Below are 17,941 nucleotides of genomic sequence, written 5' to 3' on the forward strand. Positions count from 1 at the left end.
GGCCGACCCGGCCCGGACGACCGCGGAGCTCCCTGCACGACGGTGGATCCGCAGCACCGGCCTCCTGCGACAGCGCACGTGCCCCCGGCCGCCCCGTCTCCTAGGGTGGAGCGGGCGCCTCGGGGCGCGGAGGGCGGGGGACATGCGCAGGACGGTCATCGGAGCGACGGCACTGGCCGGGGTGCTCGCGCTCGCGGGGTGCTCGGCGCCCGCTCCGGCTCCCACGGTCACGGTCACCGTGTTCGCCACGGCGACGCCGACTCCGGTGCCGGACCCGACCGTCACGGCGGCGCTCCCGCAAGCGACGGCCACGGTCTTCGCGCCGGTCCCCGAGGCGACGGTCACCTTCACTCCGAACGCGACGCCGGACATCCCCGAGACGGCGTTCGCCGTCGACAACGGCGCGGTTCCCGGGGCGAACGGCGAGCCGACCCGCGACGGCGCGGGCGACATCGTGAGCTACACCGTGGTGCAGGACGACACGTTCTTCGACATCGCGCAGCGCTTCGGGATCCCGGTGCAGCAGCTGCTCCGGATGAACCCGACGATCGCCGGAGCCGGCGAGGCGGTCTACATCAACGCTGTCGTCAACCTCGACGCGAGCACGCTGGGCTGAGCGGAGCGGCGAGCCGCGGAGGCGGCCGCCCGGAGCGACCCGGCTACTGCGACTTCGGCAGGACGTGGAACGCGACGGCCAGCGATCCCGAGATCATCAGGATGCCGCCGACGAAGAGGAATCCGGCGATGTCGGGCAGCAGGAACGAGTTGCCGAGAACGAGGATCCCGCCGAGGAACAGCACGAACGAGAGGACGACGCCCAGACCAGTCATGCCCTCATCGTACGCAGGTCACGGGAGCAGGAGGTCCGCGAGCTCCTCGGCACCGGACACCAGCGCGATCGTCCCGACCGCCTCGAGCGGCGATCCGTAGCCCCACTCGACCATGATCGTCGGCACACCGTGGGCGGCGGCGCCTTGCACGTCGTGCTCGCGGTCGCCCACCATCACCGGCGCCGAGAGGTCGACGCCGAGCTCGCGGAGCCGGCGCAGCGCCTCCTCCACGACGTCGGCCTTGGCGCTGCGGACCTCGTCCTCGGAGGCGCCGCAGATCACCGTGAAGTACTGCGCCAGTCCGTAGTGCTCGAGGATGCGCGTGGCCGCCGACTCCGGCTTGGAGGTCGCGAGCGAGAGCGGCACGCCGGCCTCGGCGATGCGCGCGAGCACCTCGGGCAGCCCCGGGTAGACCGAGGAGTCGAACAGCCCGCCCGCGTTGTAGCGGCGGCGGTAGACCACGAGCGCGGCCTGCGCCTCCTCGACGGTCATCCCGCCGAGCTCGCGGAACGCCTCGAGCAGCGGAGGGCCGACGTAGGCCAGCAGCTCGGCCGGAGCGGGCACGGGGCGGCCCAGCTCGACGAAGGTCTCGACGAGGGTGCCGGTGATGCCGGGGGCCGAGTCGGTGATCGTGCCGTCGAGGTCGAACAGGATGCAGGACCAGGTGCCGGCTCGCGCGTCGAGGCCGGTGGCGGCGAGGGTCGTGTCGGACATGGCGGGCTCCTGACCTCGGAGGACGGGGTGACGCCGGCGCTGCCCCGCCGAGGGCCACACTCTACGGCCGTTCGGCGTCGAGAGCCCTTTCGACGAACGAACGGGTGACGACCTGGGCGATCGAGCCGGGGTCGAGCTGCACGGCGACGAAGTCGGCGGTGCGGATCAGCGCGAAGGCCTCGCGTCCGGGGAGGACCAGCATCTGCACCCGCGGATGCTGCTGTCGGGGGACCGCGGTGCGCACCTCGTCCGTGGAGGTGAACAGCGGCAGGACCTGCTCCCCGGTGGTCGTCGCGACGGTGCGGACGTGCGGCACGCCTCCGGGCTGGGAGCCTGTGACGTCGACCACGAGTGAGCCGTCGAGGCAGGCCTCGAGCAGCCGGTCGACGGCCTCGGCGGTGGGAGCGGCGACGAGCGCCTCCAGCGCTTCCCGGGCCTCCGCATTGCGGTACGGACCGGGTCGCGCCGGGCGTGCTGGGGGTCCGCCTCGTCGTGCCATGACTCCACGCTAACGAAGACCGGGGCGTGATCGGAATCGCCGGGACCGGTTCCCGGGAATGCGCGCGATCGGTGTCCGGAATCGTTACGGCCGTCTGCGGACACCGTGTCCTCTATTCCACGGCTGGTGGCGAACAGCTCGATTCCGCCGTGATTGCCTCCGCTTATCCTGAACATTCCCCTCGACATGGCGCGAGAAAGGCACGAATGGCGCCATTCATGGCGCACTCGATTGTGAAAGGGGGTAATGTCTCTCCCGGTCCGGGTCGAGACAGTCCGGTCCCGCGAACTCCAGGAGGAAAAGTGGCCCAGAAGATCACGCTTGTCGACGATATCGACGGAACCCTTATCGATTCCGGTGACGGCGGTACCGTCCGCTTCAGCATCGAGGGTGCCAACTACGAGATCGATCTCGGCCCCGACAACATCGCCGAGCTCCACTCGGCGCTCGAGAAGTTCGTCTCGAGCGCCCGCCGCGTCGGCTCGCGCCCCGCGGCCGCCACGAGCGTCGCGACCGCCACCAAGAGCGACCCCAAGCAGCTCAAGGCCATCCGCGAGTGGGCGAACGCCAACGGCCACCCGGTCTCCGACCGCGGACGCATCCCCTCCGAGGTCCAGGCCGCCTACCAGGCCGCCCACAAGTAGCGGCCGCCGGGCTCTCGGCCCGGTGAGACGCCGCATTCCCGGGCCTCGCGCCCGGTGAGCGGAAGGCCCCCGTGATCCGATCGCGGGGGCCTTCGCCGTGCCTGTCAGAACAGGCGGGTGTGGGAGTCGTCGGTGCCGCGCATGGCCTCGTAGTCGAGCACCACGCAGCGGATTCCGCGGTCCTCGGCGAGAGTCCGCGCCTGCGGCTTGATCTCCTGAGCGGCGAAGACTCCCGTCACCGGGAAGAGGTGCGGATCGCGATTCATCAGCTCGAGATAGCGGGTGAGCTGCTCCACTCCGTCGATCTCGCCGCGGCGCTTGATCTCGACGGCGACGGCGGCTCCCGAGGAATCGCGGGCGAGGATGTCGACCGGGCCGATCGCGGTCATGTACTCGCGCCGGACGAGAGTGTGCCCCTCTCCGAGGAGGCCGATCTGCTCGGCGAGAAGGCGCTGGAGATGCGACTCCACTCCGTCCTTCACGAGTCCCGGATCGACGCCGAGCTCGTGCGCCGAATCGTGCAGCACCTCGTGGATCGAGACGACGAGAGCGTCGCCGGTCTTGCGGTGCGCGACGGTCCACTGCTGCGTCACTCCCGCGGCGCGCGCCTCCTCGTCGGGCTCGCCCGTGACCAGCGTGCAGGGCGGGCTCATCCAGTTCAGCGGCTTGTAGGAGCCGCCGTCGGAGTGGATGAGGACGCTCCCGTCGGCTTTGACGAGCAGGAGGCGGGTGGCGAGCGGGAGGTGGGCGCTGAGACGGCCGGTGTAGTCGACGGAGCAGCGCGCGATGACGAGACGCACCCGTCGAGGATAGACGGCGCGGCTCCGCCGGGCTCCCGGCTCAGCGCGCGGCGACGGGAGGCCGGCGGCCGAGCGGAGGAGCGGGCGGCGGCACCGAGAGCGAGGCGCGCAGCGCGACGGCGAACTCGGCCGGCGCCTCCGCCCACGGGTGGTGGCCGCTCGACTCGATGACGGCCAGGCTCGCCTGCGGCAGGAGCGCGGTGAGCGCCTCCAGAGCGGCGACGCCCGTCACCGGATCGTCCTCGCCGCCGAGGACGACCGCGGGGCAGTCGAGGCGCTGCAGAGCGTCGCGGATCGCCGCGGTGTCGTCGGAGCCGGCAGGAGTCGTGTGCTCCGCGCGGGGACCGGCAGCCCGGTCGTCGATCCCGAGCCAGGCGGTGCCGGGGGCGATCAGGAGCAGGTGGGCGACGCGCTCGGGCGCGTCCACGGCAGCGAGCAGGACGGCGCGGCATCCGGAGTCGTGCGCGGCGAGATCGAGCTCGTCGACGCCGAGGTGACGGCGCAGGTCCTCCACGTCGGCGGCCGTCGTGGCCGGGGGAGCGGGAGGCAGCTCCGCGGAGCCGCCCACTCCGCGCGGGTGCATCACGAGGACGCGGCGCGTGCAGGCGATCGAGGCGAACGAGCCGAGATAGGAGGGGTGGCGCTCCGGCTCACCGGGGACGACCACCAGGGGCCGCCCCTGACCGGCTCCGTGCTCGTCGACGTGGAGCAGGGCGCCGTCGCGCGCTCGGTACCGCATCCGCTCCCCCTCCGCCGCCGTCCTGGGAAGCCTAGGGGGAGGCGCATCGGGGCGCCCGGGCCGCACGGGGGCTTGCGGCGGCGGGTGGAGCGGGGCGGTCAGCTCCGCCGGCTACGGGCGGCGGGGGAGGCGAGCCCGGCCACGACCACCAGGGCCAGCACCAGGAAGAGGGCGTTCAGCAGGCCGTAGTGCTCGCCGAGGAAGCCGATCGCCGGCGGTCCGACCAGGAACGCGACGTAGCCGAGCATCGCCACCGCGCTGACACGGGCGGCCGAGTGCGGCCCCTCCGCCGCGGCCGACATGCCCACCGGGAAGCCGAGCGAGCAGCCCAGACCCCAGGCGACCGCGCCGACGACGACGAGCGCGTCGACCGGGGCGAGGATGAACAGCAGGATGCCGACGATCGCGAGCCCGGCGGAGGCGCGCAGCACCGGGACCCGGCCGAAGCGGTCGAGCACGGGTCCGCCGATCACGCGTCCGACCGTCATGGCGGCGACGAACACGCCGAACACGACGGCGGCGGTGGTCTTGTCGGTGCCGTGGCCGTCGACCATCGCCAGGGTCAGCCAGTCGTTCGCGGAGCCCTCGGCGAAGGCCATGCCCAGCATGATCAGGCCGATGAGGACGAGGCGCCCGTCCCGCCAGACGCCCAGGGAGGCGGCGACGCGCTCGCGGACCGGCGGCTTCACCGTGGTCGCCGCGCCGGAGGTGTCGAGCTCCTCGCGGACCGGGACGAAGCGGATCGCGACGACCGCGGTCACGGCGATCACCACGGCGATCGCGCCGAGGTGGGCGGCGACGGGGACGGCCAGGGCGGAGGCGCCCGCGCCGATCAGCGCGCCGGCCACCGTGCCGAGGCTGAAGAAGGCGTGGAACAGGGGCAGGAGCGTCTTGCCGAAGGCCTTCTCGTTGGCGGCTCCCTCGACGTTCATCATCACGTCGACCGCTCCGTTGCCGAAGCCGAGCATCGCCATGCCGGCGAAGGCCGCGGGGAGGACGCCGATCACGTCGGCCGAGACGCCCAGCACCGCGAGGCCCGCCGCCGAGACGGTCAGGCCCAGCACCATCCCGCGCCGGGCGCCGATCGCGCCCATGACCGGCGTCGACAGCGCGAGTCCGATGATCGCGCCGATCGACATCGAGAGGATCAGCAGGCCGACCCCGGCGGTCGAGAGCTGGAGCTCGTCGCGGATGGCGGGCGTGCGCGAGACCCAGGTGGCGATCGAGATGCCGCTGAGGACGAAGATCGTGAAGACGGCGTTGCGCCAGGCGACCAGCTGAGGGCGCGTGAGCGCGGACGTCGAGGTCATGGCGGTTCTCCTGGTGCGGGCGGGACCCGGGCGCCGGGTCGAGAGGCACGGTCGAATCGATTCGAAGCGAGCCGGTCTAAGCTATCCGGAACCCCGGGGACGGTCAACCGACGACGAGCGCGCCGCCCCCACGAGGAGGAACGTGGAACCCCGCAAGAGCCCCCGGCCGACGCTCGCCCGCGTCGCGAGCCGGGCCGGAGTGTCCCCCTCCACCGCCTCGCTGGTCTTCAGCGGCTCCGGCCCCGTCTCGGAGGCCACGAAGGAGCGGGTGCTGCGCGCGGCGTCCGAGCTCGACTACGCCGGTCCCGACCCGCGGGCGCGCTCGCTCCGGCGCGGCCGCTCCGGGATCGTCGGGGTCGTCGTCGACGAGCGGATGCTGCACGCGTTCCGCGACCCGATCAAGATCGCCATGCTCGACGGGATCGCCGACGTCCTCGGCGGAGTCGACGCCGGGATCCTGCTGCTCACCGAGACGGGCGACGGCGCGGGCCTGCTGGCGACCGCCCCGGTCGACGCGATGATCCTGGTCGGCTGCAGCCCGTCGGTCGACGACTCCGTCGCCGTGCTGCGCCGCCGGGGTGTGCCCGTGGTCGTCGTCGAGGGCCTCTCGGAGCTGGGCGGCGCCGTGATCTCGCTCGACAACCGCGAGGCCAGCCGCACCCTCGCGGAGCACCTGCGCGAGCTCGGCCACGAGCGGGTCGCGGTGGTCTCGCTCCCGTTCGCGAAGGACCGCCGCCGCGGCGCGATCCCGCCGGGCTGGCGCTCGAGCCCCAGCATCACTCCGGTCGACCGGCTCCTCGGAGTGCAGGACGTCTTCCCGGAGGCGTCGGTCGTCGCCGCCGCAGCGAGCTCGGTCGACGAGGGCGTCGCCGCGGGTCGCACTCTGCTCGAGGGAGCGGAGCGGCCGACCGCGGTCGTCGCGCAGAGCGACCTGCTCGCCGCGGGCGTGATCCTCGCGGCCGAGGAGCGCGGGCTCCGCGTGCCCGAGGACCTCTCGGTGGTCGGCTTCGACGGCGTGCAGGTGCCCGGTCTCGCGGCCGAGTACGACCTCACGACGATGGCCCAGCCCGCGGTCGAGAAGGGCCGTGCGGCGGGACGGGCCGCGGTCGCGCTCCTGGCCGACGAGGAGGCGGAGGCGGTCTGCTTCCACGCCGTCTTCCACCGCGGGAACACCAGCGCACCGCCACGCTGACCGGAGTTGTCCACAGGCTTCTCCACAGGGGAGGAGTGCGGTCAGCGGAGCCAGACGTCGCTGCGGACCCGGAGCCCGAGGGTGACCGCGCGGGCGCCGAGGAAGCCGACGGCGAAGGCGAGCCAGAGCGCGAGGAGGCGCCATTCGGCGGGCGCGGCGGGGGCGAGCAGGGCGAGCGGGACGAAGACGGCGAGGTTCGCGAGGCCGCTGAGCGCCAGGTAGCGGCCGTCGCCGGCGCCGATCAGCACGCCGTCGAGCACGAAGACGTAGCCGCCGAGCGGAGCGGTGAGGCCCACGACGGCGATCGCCGCGGGCAGCAGCCGCAGCACCTCCGGGTCGCTCGAGAAGACGTACGGCAGGACACCGCTCAGACCGGTGACCAGCGCTCCGAGCACTACTCCTGCACCGATTCCCCAGGTCACACAGCGTTTCGTGACGGCTCGGGCCTGCTCGGCGTCGCCCGCGCCGAGGAGGCGGCCCAGCAGAGCCTGCGCGGCGATCGCCACCGCGTCGAGGGCGAAGGCGACCGTCGAGAACAGCGTCATCGCCACCTGGAAGGCGCCCAGCTCCTCCGCCCCGAGCGAGGTGGCGGTCGCGACCGCGAGCAGGATCGCCGCGCGGAGGCTCGCGGTGCGCAGCAGCATCCAGCCGCCGGATCCCGCGGAGGAGGCCAGGCCCGCGAGGTGCGGCCGCAGCGGCGCGCCGACCCTCCGGGCGAGCCGCAGCGCGACTCCCGCGTAGGCCGCGAGCATGGCCCACTGCGCGATCACCGTCCCCAGTGCGGAGCCGGTTATCCCCAGGCCGGCCGGGTAGATCAGCACGGCGTTGAGAGCGGCGTTGAGGGCGAATCCGCCGGCGGCGATCACCAGCGGCGTGCGGGTGTCCTGGAAGCCGCGGAGGAGCCCGGTGAGCGCGAAGACGCCGAGCATGGCGGGGATCCCGGCCATGCTCACCGCCAGGTACCGCACGCCCGCCTCGGCCACCGCCGGCCCCGCGCCGAAGAGCGCCACGACGGCCGGAGCGGTCAGCGCGCCCACCACGGCGATGCCGGCGCCGAGGAGCAGGGCCAGCCAGCCGCCGTCGATCCCGGCCGCCACGGCCCTCCGCTCGTCGCCCTCGCCGAGGGCCCGGCCGACCCGCGGAGTGGTGCTGTACGCGAGGAAGACCATCAGGCCGACGATCGTCTGCAGCACCGTGCCGCCCAGCGCGAGCCCGGCGAGCGGGACGGCGCCGAGGTGGCCCACCAGGGCGGAGTCGGTGAGCAGGAACAGCGGCTCGGCGACCAGCGAGCCCAGCGCCGGGACGGCGAGCCGGAGGATGCTGCGGTCGAGGGCGGAGGTCACCGCTCGACGCTAGCGGCTGCCGCAGCTCCGGGACGGGCGTACCGTGGGCGGGATGCAGCGCTTCGGGATCGGGCTGGCGGCCGTGGGCCGGCCGGCGTACATCACGGCAGGGCGCGACGACGACCTCGGCCCTGCGGCCGAGCGGAGCGTCGACGCGTTGCGGGAGCGCACGCACCTGCTGCTCGACGCGGCGTGGGACGCCGGCGTCCGCTTCCTCGACGCCGCGCGCTCCTACGGGCGGGCGGAGGAGTTCCTCGGCGGCTGGCTCGCCCGGCACCCCGAGCGGCGGGCGGCGCTCACGATCGAGTCCAAGTGGGGCTACGAGTACGTCGGCGGGTGGGCGATGGACGCGCCGGTCCACGAGCGCAAGGAGCACTCGGTCGCGATGCTCGACCGCCAGTGGCCGCTCACGCTCGACGCGCTCGGCTCGGCGCCCGACTCCTACCTCGTCCACTCGATCACTCCCGAGAGCCCGGCCCTCACCGACCGCCCGCTGCTGGACCGCCTCCGCGGCCTCGCCGGCTCCGGAGTGCGGGTCGGCCTCTCGACGAGCGGACCCGAGCAGGCGCGCGTGATCGAGCTCGCCCGCGCGATCCCGGAGTCGCCGTTCAGCGCGGTCCAGAGCACCTGGAACCCGCTCGAGCAGTCCGCGGGCCGGGAGCTCGCCGCCGCGCACGACGACGGCTGGCTGGTGGTGGTCAAGGAGGCCCTCGCCAACGGGAGGCTCGTGGCGCACCCGATCGAGCACGCCGGCGGCGCGCCGGACGCCGTCGCCCTGGGGGCCGCCCTCGCGCAGCCCTGGGCCGACGTCGTGCTGAGCGGCGCGGCGACTCCGGAGCAGCTGCGGGCCAACCTGCGCGCGCAGCCCCTGGAGCTCGCGGAGCTCCCGGCGCTCGCCGTGGATCCGGCCCGCTACTGGGCCGAGCGCTCCGCTCTCGACTGGACCTGAGAGCACTCGAACGAAGTGAGGCGTGCGCTCCGGCGCCGCACGGGATAGCGTTCCTCTCAGCGCCCCGTCTGCCCTCTCTGCGAGGGCTGGCGCGCGGATCGGCCCTCGTGATATCGCCCGAGGGGATCCGCCCCGGCCCGCCACCCCTCTTCGAGTGCGGGCGAATCGAGCTTTCCTCCGCACCCTTCCGAGCACCTCCGCCGGTCCTAGCGTGACGCGCAGGTCGTCGATGCGGCCGGCTCGCCACCACCCCCAGGCGAGCGTTCGATCCTCGATCCGACGCCCAGCGGAGTGCCCCCATGTCCCGTGCCCGAACAGTCCTCCTCGTCACCGCCGCCCTCGTCGCGGGCCTGCTCACGGTGCCGAGCGCCGCGTCGGCCGCGACTCCCGGAACCACTCCCGTGACGGGCTTCGAGAGCGGCTCGGCCGCGCTCACGACGGTGACGGGCACGGCCTCCACGGCCGTCTCCGACGACAGCACGGAGGGCGACTCGTCGCTCGAGGTCTCGTACGACGTCACCGGGGGGCTCGCCGAGCTCGGCTTCGACCCGCTGCAGGCGCCCGTCATCCCCGCGCCCGCCTCGGCCCTGACGGTCGACCTCCGCGGCGACGGCTCCTACAACACCGTCTACCTGCGGGTCCGCGACACGAGCGGCGAGACTTTCGTGCACCGCGTCGACGCGATGCGCTCGACCCAGTGGCAGACGCTCACCGTGGACCTGACCGCGGAGCCGACGGCCCGCGACGGCGGCGACGGCAACGGAGTCATGGACGCGCCGCTCACCGTGGCCGGCGTCCTCGTGGTCCGCAACGGCGAGCAGCCGCCGACCGGCACCTTCGCCCTCGACGACCTGCGCGCGGACACCACCGGCTGGACCCTCCCCGTCGCCGCCTCGACCTACGTCGCCGCCGGGGCGAGCGCCGCACTCTCCTTCGACGCCGGATCCGCGGGCGACTGGGAGCTGCGGCTCGCGGACGCCGCCGGGCTCTCGCGCACCCTCGCCGGCACGGCCGCCGCGGCGGGACCCGTCGCCGTCGACTGGGACGGACGCGACGACTCCGGAGCCGCGATGACCGGCGACGTGCGCGCGGTGCTCCGCCAGGACGACTCGGCCGACGGCTCCCTCGGCGCCGCGACGACGACCGGCGTCCCGTTCCTGCTCACCCTGGCCGCGGCCGACGACCCCGACGCGACCTCGGTGGTCGAGGCCTTCGACGGCGGAGACGCCGGCTGGGGAGTCGCCACCGGATCCGCCACCCTGCGCCGCGCCTCCGCGGCCGGGGGCGGCGCGGCCGGCACCGAGGGCACCGACGCGCTCGCGGTCGACTACGACCTCACCGACGGCATGGCCGGCATCACGCGGACCGCTCCGCTCGACGTCGCCACAGGCCCGGTCACGGGGCTGAAGGTCGACCTCAAGGGCGACGGCAGCTACAACACGGTCTACCTCCGCGTCACCGACGCGAGCGGCGAGGCGTTCACCTACCGGATGGACGCGATGCGGCAGACCACCTGGACCACGGTGCCCATCGACCTCACCCAGGACCCGGTGCTCGCCGAGGGAGGCAACGCCGACTCCGTGCTCGATATGCCGCTGACGCTCACCGGCTTCTACGTCGTGCGCAACGGCGAGCAGTCCGCCACCGGCTCGCTCGTGCTCGACAACCTGCGCGCGGTGAGCAGCCGGTGGACGATGCCCGTCGCCGACACCGAGTTCCTCGTGCCGTCGGAGGGCGGAGTCGCCAGCCTCGCGTTCTCGGCCGCCACGGCCGGCGACTGGATGATCGTCCTCCGCGACGGCACCGGCCGCAGCCGCTCCCTCACCGGCACCCTCGCGGAGCCCGGCGAGACCGCCGTGCAGTGGGACGGGAAGGCGGACGACGGACAGGAGATGGACGGCCCGATCCGCAGCACCTTCCTGCAGGACTCGACCCCGGACGGGCAGTTCTCCGCGTCGCGGACCCGCTCGGCGACTCCGACCCTGCTGACCGTCGCCGCGGCGCAGCCGTCGACGACCAGCGTGGTCGAGGGCTTCGAGGGCGCGGCGTCGGGCTGGAGCGTCGCGATGGGCTCGGCGGCGGTCTCGCGCACCAGCGCGCAGAAGACCCAGGGCTCCTACGCCCAGCGGATCGACTACGACGTCTCGTCGGGCCTGGTCGAGACGGTGCAGAGCACCCCCGCGACCGTGATCGCGAAGCCGGCCTCGTCGCTCCGGATCGACCTCAAGGGCGACGGCACCTACAACACCGTCTACACGCGCCTCCGCGACGCCTCGGGCGAGACCTTCACCTACCGGCTCGACGCGATGCGCTCGACGGCGTGGGCGACGATCGACGTCGACCTCACTGCTCCGGCCGCGCTGATCGAGGGCGGCGACGGCGACCAGGTGCTCGACTTCCCGGTGAAGCTCTCCGGCGTGATCATCGTGCGCAACGGCAGCCAGCCCGCGACCGGGACCGTCGTGCTCGACAACCTGCGCACCCTCGCCACCGGCTGGTCGCTGCCGACGGCCGCGACCGCGTTCTTCACCCCCGGCGCCTCGGCGACCACCTCGTTCTCCTTCACCGCGGCCGGCCCGGGCGACCACCGCCTCGAGCTGCGCGACAAGGAGGGGCGCCTGAAGACGATCACCGGGCGTGCGGCCGCGGCCGGCCCGGTCACCCTGACCTGGGACGGCTCGGACGACTCCGGGACCCGCATGCGCGGCGACGTCAGCGGCGTCTTCTCGCAGGACGGGACGGACGACGGCGTCCTCGCCTCGAACGCCACCCGCAGCGGCATCCCGCTCCTGCTGACCCTCGCCGAGATCGACGCGGACGCGAGCCTCGCGCAGTCCTTCGACTCCGCCGGGACCGACTGGGTGCAGGCCGCCGGCACCGCGACCCCCTCGACCTCGGCCACCCGCACGGAGGGCTCGGGCGCGCTGAAGATCGCCTACGACCTCTCCCGCGCGGACGCCGAGATCGAGACCGCGACGACTCCGGTGCCGCTGCTCACGCAGCCCGCGACCGCGCTCAAGGTCGACCTGCTCGGCGACAGCAGCTGGAACACCGTGTTCCTCAAGCTGCGGGACGCGACCGGCGAGATGTTCTTCTACCGCGTCGACGCGATGAGCCTCAGCCGGTGGACGACCGCGACGATCGACCTCCGGTCGCCCGCCGCGAACACCCACCTCGGCAACGACGACGGCGTGCTCGACTACCCGGTCTCGCTGGTGCGGATCAACGTGGTGCGGAACGGCGCCTCGGCCCCCGCCACCGGCACCGTCGTGCTCGACAACCTGCGCGTCCTCGACAAGGACTGGACGCTGCCGACCGCGAGCGCCGCGCGCTTCTCGCGCGAGAACGCCGCGACCACGACCGTCCGCTTCACCGCGGGTGGGCCCGGCGACTACGCCCTGGTGCTGCGCGACAGCGCCGGCCGCACCCGCACCTTCGGCGGGACCGCCGCCGCCGCGGGCGAGATCACCGCGACCTACGACGGCACCGACGACAGCGGAGCCGCGATGGCGGGCAGCATCGCCGGCCGCCTCACCTGGGACACGACCGCCGACGGCGCGCTCTCGGGAGCCGCCACGGCGACCCGCCCCTACCTCACCGGAGTGAGCGCCCGGGTCACCGAGGCGTCGCCCACGTCGATCAGCGGCATCAACAGCTTCCTCACCGAGCAGGACTCGCCCGTCGAGGCCGACCGGCAGGCCGCCCTCCTCGAGGACGCGCAGGTGCGCTGGGCCCGCGAGGAGTTCGAGTGGAAGCGCGTCGAGCCGCGCAAGGGCTTCTACGACTGGGCGAAGTTCGACCAGGCCGTCGCGATCAGCCAGGCGCGCAACGTCGACATGATCGGCAAGCTCGCCTACTCGGCGCCCTGGGCCTCGTCGGCCCCGGCCGGCACCGCGGCGGAGGACGCGCAGTACTACCCGCCGCGCAGCAACGCCGACTTCGCGTCGTACGCGGCGGCGACCGTGGCCCGGTACAAAGACCGCGTGCACGTCTGGGAGGTGTGGAACGAGCCGAACACCGACTACTACTGGCGCGGAGGCGCCACGGCCGGCCAGTACGGCGAGATGCTGAAGGCCGCGTACACGGCGATCAAGGCCGTGGACCCGACCGCGACCGTGCTGGTCGGCGGGCTCGACCAGTTCAGCGATCCGTTCATGGCCGGGGTGCTGGCGGCCGGGGCCGGCGACTCCTTCGACGGACTCGCGATCCACACCTACACGGTCGACGGGGCGCCGGAGACCGGAGCGATCCCGACCTACCTCGACGCGGCGCAGAACTTCCTCACCCGCAGCGCGCCGGGCCGGAGCCTGTGGATCACCGAGGTCAGCTGGGCGACCTGCACCACCTGCGTCGGCGCCACCAGCGAGGCCGATCAGGCGTCGTACCTCTCGCGCTCCTACCTCGACGCTGCGGCCCGCGGGATCAAGGCGATCGCCTGGTACAACCTCGTCGGAGGCCCCGACCCGCAGGCACCGCTGGACACCTTCTCGGTGACCGAGCGCTCCGGCCGGCAGAAGCCCGCGTACGCGGCGCTGAAGGAGGTCGGCGCGGTCCTCGCGACCGGCACCGCGGTCGGCCGGGCGAGCGCGACCGCCTCCGCCTCGCCGGTGACGGTCGACGACCTCTCCTCCACGAGCGGATGGGCCGTGGCGCCGATCGGCGGCGGGACCGCCTCGCTGGCCGCGACGTCGACCGGCTACTCCGGCTCGGGCGCGCTGAAGCTGACGTACGACTTCTCCGGCGCCTCGAAGGGCGCGCAGCTCCACACCTCGCGCACCCTCCCCGGCTCGCCGACGGCGGTCTCGGTCCGGGTCAGCGGCGACGCGAGCACCAGCCCCGTCTACCTGAAGCTGCAGGACGCGACCGGGGAGACCTTCCAGGGCCTCGTCGGCAACGTCGGCGGCTCGCCGTGGCAGAAGATGACGCTGTTCTCGGACGGGCTGAACGCCAACTACACGCACTCCGGCGGTGACGGCGACGGGGTGTGGGACTACCCGGTGAAGCTCGTGGACGCCTTCGTCTACAAGGCGACATCGGGCGTCTCCGCCGGCACGGTCTCGATCGACGACGTGACGGCCGACTACGGAGTGAACCTGCACGGGACGGTGCTGCAGACGCCGACCGAGACGGTGCAGGCGCTCTACACCGCGGGCCCGTCGACGGCCTCGGTGCAGGTCTCGGGGGCGACGGTGTCGATCCGGACCACCGCGGGCAGCACAGCGCTGGCCGTCGCCGACGGCCACGCGACCGCGACGCTCGGCCGGACGCCGGCGTTCGTGGTCTCGGCGCCCGCGGTGACCCGCCCCGGCGGCACGACGACCCTCGACTGGATGACCGGCGACGGCGCGACGACCAGCGTCGCGGTACTCACGGCGTCCGGCGGAGTCGCGAAGCAGCTGACCTCGTCGATCCGCCACCCCGCGGGTCGGCAGACCCTCGCCTGGGACGGACGCCTGACCAACGGCGCCGTCGCCCCGGCCGGCTCGTACAGCATGCGGATCACGACGACGACGCTCGACGGGCGCACCAGCGTGCAGAAGGTCGCGTTCACGCAGCCCTGACGCGGGTCGCTGCGGGACGGCCGCTCCTCGACTCTCCAGAAGTTGTCGCACTCGGGTGTCGAGTGCGACAACTTCTGGACAGCGGGGGAGCGGCGGCCGGCGCTCAGAGGGCGGCGAGGATGGCCGCGGCCGTCGCGGCGTCCGTCACGAGCGTGTTGATCAGCGAGCCGCGGACGGCGCCGATGATGCTCGCGGTCTTCTCGGCCCCGACCGCCACGCCCACGGCGTGCGGCACGGCGGCCAGGTCCTCGCGCGAGACGCGGACCATCCGGTCGCTGCCCGGGAACTCGAGGGCGCTCCCGTCGGCGTGGAAGAAGTTGAGGCAGACGTCGCCCGCCGCGTCGTCGAAGAGGCCCTCGTCCGAGGGCAGGCCCGACGACAGGTTGTCGCGCGTCGCCGTCGGTGCGCCGATCCCGAGCAGAGCGCCCTTCGCGGTGCTCCACAGCGTCCGCACCTCGAGGAAGGCGGGGTCCTCCTCGAGGCCGGAGCGCATCGCGGGACTCGGGAACGACTGGGCGAAGAGGAAGCTGGACCGCGCTCCGCTGGCTTCGGCTGCCATCCGGGTGATCTCGTTGGTCTGGAACCAGGGCTGCGGCTCCGCCTGCCCGCCCACGGCCGGGACCATGGTGACCCCGGGGAGCCGGGGGAGCAGGCCCGACCGGGCGATGTCGTGCACGGTCCGGCCGAGGGACATCAGCAGGGCGTCGCCGCTGCGCAGCTCCATCTCGGCGAGGGCGGCGGCCACGGGGACCGCGAGGTCGCGGCCGAGCGTGGAGGCGTGCGTGACCGCGGCCAGGTGGACGGAGCGGAGCCCCAGGGCGTCGCGCAGGGCGTCGGCCGTGCCGGCGGTCGCGTCCTCGAACGGGTCGACGACGGTGATGCGCACGAGGCCGAGCCGGCGGGCCTCCGCGATGAGGCGGCTCACCGTGGGGCGGGAGACGTCGAGGCGGGAGGCGATCTCGACCTGGGTGGCGTCCTCCACGTAGTACATCCGCGCCGCCTGGAAGACGACGTCGAGCGGGAACCTCTCGTTCCGGGACGACGGGGAGGGCGGAGTCACGTGCGACATTCTCTCCTGTTCCCGGCCGCTCCGCAGAGGGGCCGTCGGCCGCGACCGCCGGCCCGGAGGGGGGCCGGGCCGGCGGTCGCGGACGTCATTCGGTCGGGATCACTCCGAGAGGGTGAAGGGCTCGGTGACCTTGTCGGCGTTGTCCTTGGTGATCAGGATGCAGTCGAAGGCCTGCTTCTCCTCCGAGGCGCCGGTCTCGCCGGTGCGGAGGAAGGAGTCGGCCTGCTTGACGGCCTCCGCGGCGAAGGTCGCGACGGGCTGGAGCACGGTGTACTGCAGCTCGCCGGCCTTGACCGCGTCGATCGCGTCGGGGGAGCCGTCGAAGCCGCCGACCTTGACCTGGTCGAGCTTGCCCGCCTCCTTGAGCGCGGCGATCGCGCCGAGCGCCATCTCGTCGTTGCCGGAGATGACGCCGGTCACGTCGGGGTTCGCCTGCAGGATCGACTGCATCTTGTCGTGGCCCTGCGTGCGGTCCCAGTTGCCGACCTGGTTCGCGACCTCGACGAGGCCGGGGTACTGCGAGATGACCGTGGCGTAGCCGTTGGAGCGGGTCTGCGCGTTGTTGTCGGAGGGGGATCCGAACAGCTCGGCGTAGTTCCCGGTGTCGCCCACGTCGGCCACCCACTGCTGGGCGCCGAGCGCGGCTCCCTGCGCGTTGTTCGAGACGAGCTGCGCCTTCGCGAGCCCGGTCTCGTTGATCTCGGCGTTCACGAGGATCACCGGGATGCCGGCGGCGTCCGCCTTCTTCACCGCTCCGACCGATCCGTCGGCGTTCGCCGGGTCGAGGATGATCGCGACCGACTTGTTCGTGATGGCCGTGTCGATGAGCGTGCTCTCGGTGTTCGTGTCGCCCTTGGAGGCGCCCACGTTCGCGGTGTAGCCCAGCGACTCCGCCTCGGACTTCGCCACATCGCCCTCGGTCTGCCAGTAGGGGTTGGCGGGGTCGTTGACGATGATCGAGATCAGCCCGCCCTCCGAGGAGCCCGTGCCCGCGGAGGACCCGGAGGAGGAGGCGCCCGAGTCGGAGGAGCATCCGGAGAGGACGAGGGTGAGCCCCGCGCCCGCGGCGAGCACCGTTGCCAGCTTGCGGTTCATTGTTGTTCCTTTCACTGTGGTCCGATCGGCGGTGGCCGATCGAGGTCTTCTCGGGCGGATCGGCCTAGGCGGCCGGGGTGCCCGATGTCTGGGGGACGGGCAGGGGTGCGCCCGAGTCGGAGGCGGGCCGCGGGCCGGAGCCGGCCCCGCCGCGCCGGGGCCTCCCGCGGTACTGCACCGCGTTCAGCAGGACGGCGAAGACGATCACCGCGCCGGTGAAGACGGTCTGCCAGTACGACGAGACGCCGATGATCACGAGGCCGTCGGAGAGGAAGCCGATGACGAACGCGCCGAGCAGCGTGCCGCGGACCGTGCCGACTCCTCCGGTGAGCGCGGCGCCGCCGATCACGACGGCGGCGATCGCGGTGAGCTCGTACGAGCTGCCGGCGGTGGGGCTGGCGCTGGTGAGCTCGGAGGAGAGGATGAGCCCGGCGATCGAGGCGAACAGGCCCGACAGCACGTAGACGCGGACCTTCACCCGCTTCACCGGGACGCCCGAGAGCTCGGAGGCGCGCTCGTTGCCGCCCGAGGCGTAGAGCCAGCGGCCGAACACCGTGCGGTTCAGGAGCAGGCTGACGACGACCGCGACGACGATCATGATCACGACGCCGATCGGCAGGCCGAGCAGGCGGTTGAAGCCCAGCCAGTCGAATCCGGTGTTGCCGAGCTCGGGCTGCCCCGCCAGATCGTTGTAGGTGAGCCCGTCGGTCATCAGCAGGCCCACGCCGCGGACGACGTAGAGCATGCCGAGGGTGGCGACGAACGGCGCGACCTTGAACCGCGCCACGAGGACGCCGTTGACCAGGCCGATCAGCGCTCCGGCTCCGCAGGAGAGCACGACGACCACCCAGAGAGCGGGGTAGAGCGTCACTCCGCCGATCTGCACCCCCTGCATCAGGAATCCGGCGATCACGCCCGAGAAGCCCAGGGTGGAGCCGACCGAGAGGTCGATGCCGCCGTTGAGGATGACGAGGAGCATCCCGATAGCGAGGATCGCGTAGACCGCGACGTGCGAGGACATCGTGAGGAGGTTGCCGACCGTGAAGTAGTTCGGCGAGAGGATCGAGAACACGACGATGATCGCGATCAGGGCGAAGAACGCGCGCCCCTGCAGCAGCAGTCGTCCGAGGTCGAACCCGTCCTTGAAGAGCGCGGGGCGTCGCTGCCCGGTCGCGGTGGAGGTCATTGAGGGCTTC

General features: G+C 73.1%; 15 protein-coding genes. 5 read left to right on the top strand and 10 right to left on the bottom strand.

The features are described from left to right. Nucleotides 1-142 precede the first annotated feature (142 nt). The gene (locus C5C59_RS01705) at nt 143-616 is read left to right on the top strand and encodes a LysM domain-containing protein (RefSeq protein WP_104237991.1); all 474 of its coding nucleotides are present in this window, start codon (nt 143-145) and stop codon (nt 614-616) included. A gap of 43 nt (nt 617-659) precedes the next feature. Here the strand turns inward: C5C59_RS01705 and C5C59_RS17130 are convergent, their stop codons facing one another. The 3 genes from C5C59_RS17130 to C5C59_RS01715 all read right to left on the bottom strand — a co-directional run bounded on the left by C5C59_RS17130 (nt 660) and on the right by C5C59_RS01715 (nt 2,043). Then, nucleotides 660-830 carry a hypothetical protein gene (locus C5C59_RS17130; protein ID WP_159911733.1) on the bottom strand — a complete coding sequence of 57 codons (171 nt, stop codon included), beginning with the start codon at nt 828-830 and terminating at the stop codon, nt 660-662. 18 nt (nt 831-848) lie between these two features. Beyond that, nucleotides 849-1,544: an HAD hydrolase-like protein gene (locus C5C59_RS01710; protein ID WP_104222626.1), complete on the bottom strand. Its 696-nt coding sequence runs from the start codon at nt 1,542-1,544 to the stop codon at nt 849-851. 61 nt (nt 1,545-1,605) lie between these two features. Next, nucleotides 1,606-2,043, bottom strand: coding sequence for an SseB family protein (locus tag C5C59_RS01715; RefSeq protein ID WP_104222625.1), 438 nt, complete (start codon nt 2,041-2,043; stop codon nt 1,606-1,608). 302 nt (nt 2,044-2,345) lie between these two features. On the opposite strand from C5C59_RS01715, the gene C5C59_RS01720 reads away from it, so the two are divergent. After that, nucleotides 2,346-2,687 (top strand): Lsr2 family protein, encoded by a 342-nt coding sequence (locus tag C5C59_RS01720; protein ID WP_104237990.1) that lies wholly within the window; start codon nt 2,346-2,348, stop codon nt 2,685-2,687. 104 nt (nt 2,688-2,791) lie between these two features. Here C5C59_RS01720 and nucS read toward each other — a convergent pair whose 3' ends face one another. From nucS to C5C59_RS01735, 3 genes are all read right to left on the bottom strand, one after another. After that, entirely contained in the window at nt 2,792-3,487 is a 696-nt protein-coding gene (gene nucS / locus C5C59_RS01725; protein ID WP_104237989.1) for an endonuclease NucS, read from the bottom strand. A 40-nt stretch (nt 3,488-3,527) separates the two neighbouring features. Then, nucleotides 3,528-4,226, bottom strand: coding sequence for an alpha/beta fold hydrolase (locus C5C59_RS01730; protein WP_104237988.1), 699 nt, complete (start codon nt 4,224-4,226; stop codon nt 3,528-3,530). 98 nt (nt 4,227-4,324) lie between these two features. Further along, nucleotides 4,325-5,536: a sugar MFS transporter gene (locus tag C5C59_RS01735; protein ID WP_104237987.1), complete on the bottom strand. Its 1,212-nt coding sequence runs from the start codon at nt 5,534-5,536 to the stop codon at nt 4,325-4,327. Nucleotides 5,537-5,678: 142 nt separating this feature from the next. On the opposite strand from C5C59_RS01735, the gene C5C59_RS01740 reads away from it, so the two are divergent. Next, complete coding sequence (locus C5C59_RS01740; protein ID WP_258062523.1) at nt 5,679-6,728, top strand: LacI family DNA-binding transcriptional regulator; 1,050 nt, start codon at nt 5,679-5,681, stop codon at nt 6,726-6,728. A gap of 41 nt (nt 6,729-6,769) precedes the next feature. On the opposite strand, the gene C5C59_RS01745 is transcribed toward C5C59_RS01740, so the two are convergent. Next, complete coding sequence (locus C5C59_RS01745; RefSeq protein ID WP_104237985.1) at nt 6,770-8,071, bottom strand: MATE family efflux transporter; 1,302 nt, start codon at nt 8,069-8,071, stop codon at nt 6,770-6,772. A 52-nt stretch (nt 8,072-8,123) separates the two neighbouring features. On the opposite strand from C5C59_RS01745, the gene C5C59_RS01750 reads away from it, so the two are divergent. Together C5C59_RS01750 and C5C59_RS16965 are read left to right on the top strand one after the other, a co-directional pair. Next, nucleotides 8,124-9,020 (top strand): aldo/keto reductase, encoded by an 897-nt coding sequence (locus C5C59_RS01750; RefSeq protein ID WP_104238019.1) that lies wholly within the window; start codon nt 8,124-8,126, stop codon nt 9,018-9,020. Nucleotides 9,021-9,319: 299 nt separating this feature from the next. After that, a complete protein-coding gene (locus tag C5C59_RS16965; RefSeq protein WP_146082809.1) occupies nt 9,320-14,581 on the top strand; it encodes a carbohydrate binding domain-containing protein in 5,262 nt (1,753 codons plus the stop codon). 103 nt (nt 14,582-14,684) lie between these two features. Here C5C59_RS16965 and C5C59_RS01760 read toward each other — a convergent pair whose 3' ends face one another. From C5C59_RS01760 to C5C59_RS01770, 3 genes are all read right to left on the bottom strand, one after another. Beyond that, on the bottom strand, nt 14,685-15,641 hold the full coding sequence (locus tag C5C59_RS01760; protein ID WP_219812430.1) for a sugar-binding transcriptional regulator: 957 nt from the start codon (nt 15,639-15,641) through the stop codon (nt 14,685-14,687). A gap of 108 nt (nt 15,642-15,749) precedes the next feature. Beyond that, nucleotides 15,750-16,745: a D-ribose ABC transporter substrate-binding protein gene (locus tag C5C59_RS01765; protein WP_104237983.1), complete on the bottom strand. Its 996-nt coding sequence runs from the start codon at nt 16,743-16,745 to the stop codon at nt 15,750-15,752. 64 nt (nt 16,746-16,809) lie between these two features. Further along, a complete protein-coding gene (locus C5C59_RS01770; protein WP_104237982.1) occupies nt 16,810-17,931 on the bottom strand; it encodes an ABC transporter permease in 1,122 nt (373 codons plus the stop codon). Between the last annotated feature and the right edge of the window lie 10 nt (nt 17,932-17,941).

The sequence above is a fragment of the Rathayibacter sp. AY1F4 genome (assembly GCF_002931775.1).
GTDB lineage: Bacteria > Actinomycetota > Actinomycetes > Actinomycetales > Microbacteriaceae > Rathayibacter.